Origin of the sequence: Mucilaginibacter sp. (assembly GCF_028287845.1) — a bacterium.
GTDB lineage: Bacteria > Bacteroidota > Bacteroidia > Sphingobacteriales > Sphingobacteriaceae > Mucilaginibacter.
This window is the reverse complement of sequence record NZ_JAQBOW010000014.1, coordinates 1-3,716: the sequence shown is the minus strand read 5'-3', so window position 1 is coordinate 3,716 and position 3,716 is coordinate 1. Positions and strand designations below refer to the sequence as shown.

Below are 3,716 nucleotides of genomic sequence, written 5' to 3'. Positions count from 1 at the left end.
TCACTGTCAACGGTGATGGAGCGAATATTAACCTTATAATCGTTTGATATTACGGTAGTAAGCTTATTAATTAAACCTACATCGTCAATGCCAGTGATACGCAAGCCAGTTAAAAATGCCAATTCCTGCTGATTGGTCCAGCGGGCTTTTACAATACGGTAGCCATAATTAGCCATCAGTTTGGCAGCGTTAGGGCAGTTGGTACGATGTATTTTTATACCATCGCTAACTGTAACAAAGCCAAATACATCATCACCGGGGATAGGGTTACAGCAATTGGCCAGCTTGTAGTCAATTTTTTGCATATCCTCGCCAATAAGCAGCATATCACTGTCTTTGGCTTTAATATTTCTTAACAGGCCTTGCAGCTGCTCATTTTCTATTCTGTCCTGCGGCTTGTTTTCAACTACTTTTTCAGATAACTGGTATTCCTTCAAATCCTTCATATCAATAAGCCCTTTGGCTATATTGAAAAACAGATCCTGGGTAGAGCCCAGCTTAAAATAATAGCTTAGTTTATGTATATTTTCAGAGTTGTAAGTAATTTTTAATGACTTTAGCTTACGTTCAAGTATCTCTTTCCCATCTTCGGCAACTTTGCGTTTCTCTTCTTTTAAAGCCGATTTAATTTTGGCTTTAGCCTTAGCGGTAACTACAAAGTTCAGCCAATCTTCTTTAGGTATTTGTTTGCTTGATGTAATTATTTCTACCTGGTCGCCATTTTGCAGTTTGTAACTAAGCGGAACCAGCTTATGATTAACCTTGGCCCCAATACAGCTTGCGCCAACGTCGGTATGTATCTCAAAAGCAAAATCAAGCGCGGTAGCGTTTAGTGGTAATTGTATAAGTGCGCCTTTAGGTGTAAAAATAAATATCTCGTCAGAGAATAAATTCATCTTAAAATCATCCAGAAATTCCAACGCGTTCGAATCTGGATTTTTCAGCATATCCCTCACCTTTTGCACCCATTGGTCAAGCCCACTATCGGTAGACGACTCTTTGTATTTCCAGTGTGCCGCAAAACCTTTTTCGGCAATTTCATTCATGCGTTTGGTGCGTATCTGTACCTCAACCCATTGCCCGCGCGGCCCCATTACCGTGGTATGTAATGATTCATATCCATTTGCCTTTGGCGACGATATCCAATCGCGCAGCCTATCCGGATTTGGCCTGTACAGATCGGTAACAATTGAATATGCCTTCCAACAATCAGCCTTCTCGTTTTCGGGGGTACTGTCTAAAATTACCCTGATGGCAAAAAGATCATAAACCTCCTCAAACGGAATAGCCTTTTTCTTCATCTTATTCCAGATGGAATGGATAGATTTTGGCCTGCCAAACAAATCGGCATCCAGGCCCTGTCCATGCAAAACTCTTTTTACCGGTTCAATAAAGTCCCTGATAAATTTTTCGCGTTCGGCCTTTTTCTCGTTGAGCTTATTTTTAATGAACTGATAGGTTTCTCTTTCCATGTATTTCATAGAAAGATCTTCCAGTTCAGATTTTATGGCATATAATCCCAGGCGGTGGGCTAATGGGGCGTATAGATATACGGTTTCTGATGATAGTTTAAGCTGCTTATCGCGCGGCATAAACTCCATTGTACGCATGTTGTGTAAACGATCGGCCAGCTTTATCAATATTACCCTAACATCATCAGCCAGAGTAAGCAGCATTTTCCTGAAGTTTTCGGCCTGTAATGAACTATTAGTATCAAATACGCCCGATATTTTGGTAAGCCCGTCAATAATCTTAGCTACTTTCTTACCAAACTCCTGCTCAATATCATCTAATGTTACGTCAGTATCTTCTACAACATCATGAAGTAAAGCGCAAACTATAGAGGTGGTACCCAGCCCAATTTCTTCGGCAGCTATTTGTGCAACAGCAATGGGATGATAAATATAAGGCTCGCCAGATTTACGGCGCATATCTTTATGGCTATCTAAAGCCATATCAAATGCTTTACGGATCATGCGTTTATCGCCTTTTTGCAGGGTAGATTTACTTGCACGCAATAAAGCCCGATATCTTTTTAATATCTCCGTCTTCTCTACTTCCAGGTCAATAACTAATTCTTTCATATCCAGGCAGTCTCCGTATTATTATCATAACTTGCAATAAACAATTAAATTGCAGGTTATTATAAATACAAAAAAAATGCATTATTTTTGCAATAAGTAAAATTATGAAATTATTTGGGTTTCTCTTACTGTGTTGTTGCTTAATGGGTGCGTTAAAGGCCCAGGCACAAACCCCTACATTCCCAAAAACAGGCAAAAATGATACCATTAAAACATATGTTACTGTTTTAGACGGAGAAATGGTACCCTGGATTGTTACCGAAGATGTTAACATAGTTGATAGCCGTATATTTAAGAGCGAAGCCGATAGAAAAGCCTTTAACTTATTGAGATACAATGTAACCAAGGTTATACCATACGCGCACTTTGCAGGTAGCAGATACCGTCAATTACAACGCGATTTGGCTTTAACGGGCGATAAAGAGAAACAAAAGGTTTTGATCAAAGCCTGCGAAAGTCAGATAAAAGACATGTTTAAGAAGGAAATTCAAAACCTGACAATTAGTCAGGGTGAAATACTTATTAAACTGATAAACCGCGAAACTGACAACACCACCTACAGTATGGTTAAAGAATTAAAGGGTGGTTTTAATGCATTCTTACTACAATCGGCGGCACGTATATTTGGTCATAATTTAAAAGAAACCTATGACCGTGACGAACAGCGTGATATTGAACAAATACTACAACAGGCCGGATACGATTCTTACAGGAACTAATAATGAGTAGTAATAATATCTACCAGTTTAATGCCTTGAAAATACCAGGGCAGGAACTTAGTTTATCTCAATATAAAAACAAAGTACTTCTAATAGTAAATACCGCCTCTGAATGTGGGTTTACGCCCCAGTTTAAAGATATGGTAGCTTTGAAAAATGAATTTTCGGGGCAGGATTTTGAAATACTTAGTTTTCCATCGAATGATTTTGGCGGGCAGGAACCATTGGAAGGAGAGGAGATAATTGAGTTTTGCAAAAACTACGGCGCCAACTTTCCAATATTTGAAAAGATAAGGGTTAGGGGGCCATATGCCGACCCTTTATATAAATTTTTTGCTGATAAAAAGCAAAATGGCGTGGTTAGCTCTGTACCAAGATGGAACTTTCATAAATTCCTGATCAACCGATCAGGTGAGGTTGTAGCCTTTTATTATCCGTTTACCAATCCTACCTCTTCAAAAATTAAAAAAAAGATCACGAAATTATTAGCCGCTGATCATTAATTACAATGTTTAAATATGCTTAAGTTAGATATATTAGTTTTATCTGTTCATCCGGACGATGCCGAACTTGGATGCGCAGGCACCATTTTGAAACACATTGCTTTTGGAAAAAAAGTTGGAATTGTTGACCTTACCCGCGGCGAGTTAGGTACGCGCGGCTCTGCAGAGATACGAGACCGGGAAGCGGCCGCGGCCGGCAAAATTTTAGGATTGTCTGTAAGAGAGAATTTAGCTATTCCGGATGGTTTTTTTGAAAATACAAAAGAATACCAACTAAAGGTTGTCGAAGCCATCCGTAAATATCAGCCCGAAATAATAATAACCAATGCCTGTTATGACAGGCACCCCGACCATGGCCGTGCAAATCAATTGGTTGATACGGCTGCATTTTTGTCGGGCCTGCTAAAAAT

At 39.3% G+C, this 3,716-nt stretch carries 4 protein-coding genes; 3 read left to right on the top strand and 1 reads right to left on the bottom strand.

Features of this window, described 5'->3' with window-relative positions:
• Positions 1–2,084 (bottom strand): RelA/SpoT family protein (locus JWP71_RS01495; RefSeq protein WP_299496298.1); only part of this gene is annotated, 2,084 nt, incomplete at its 3' end.
• A 143-nt stretch (positions 2,085–2,227) separates the two neighbouring features.
• On the opposite strand from JWP71_RS01495, the gene JWP71_RS01490 reads away from it, so the two are divergent.
• The 3 genes from JWP71_RS01490 to JWP71_RS01480 all read left to right on the top strand — a co-directional run.
• Complete coding sequence (locus tag JWP71_RS01490; RefSeq protein ID WP_299496296.1) at positions 2,228–2,803, top strand: DUF4294 domain-containing protein; 576 nt, start codon at positions 2,228–2,230, stop codon at positions 2,801–2,803.
• Positions 2,804–2,805: 2 nt separating this feature from the next.
• Positions 2,806–3,306: a glutathione peroxidase gene (locus tag JWP71_RS01485; RefSeq protein ID WP_299496293.1), complete on the top strand. Its 501-nt coding sequence runs from the start codon at positions 2,806–2,808 to the stop codon at positions 3,304–3,306.
• A gap of 15 nt (positions 3,307–3,321) precedes the next feature.
• The coding region (locus JWP71_RS01480; protein WP_299496291.1) for a PIG-L family deacetylase at positions 3,322–3,716 on the top strand (395 nt) is incomplete at its 3' end.

Bases quoted from the DNA above. Each gene is read 5' to 3' on its own strand.
- JWP71_RS01490 (WP_299496296.1), top strand. From the start codon at position 2,228: ATGGGTGCGTTAAAGGCCCAGGCACAAACCCCTACATTCCCAAAAACA.
- JWP71_RS01485 (WP_299496293.1), top strand. From the start codon at position 2,806: ATGAGTAGTAATAATATCTACCAGTTTAATGCCTTGAAAATACCAGGG.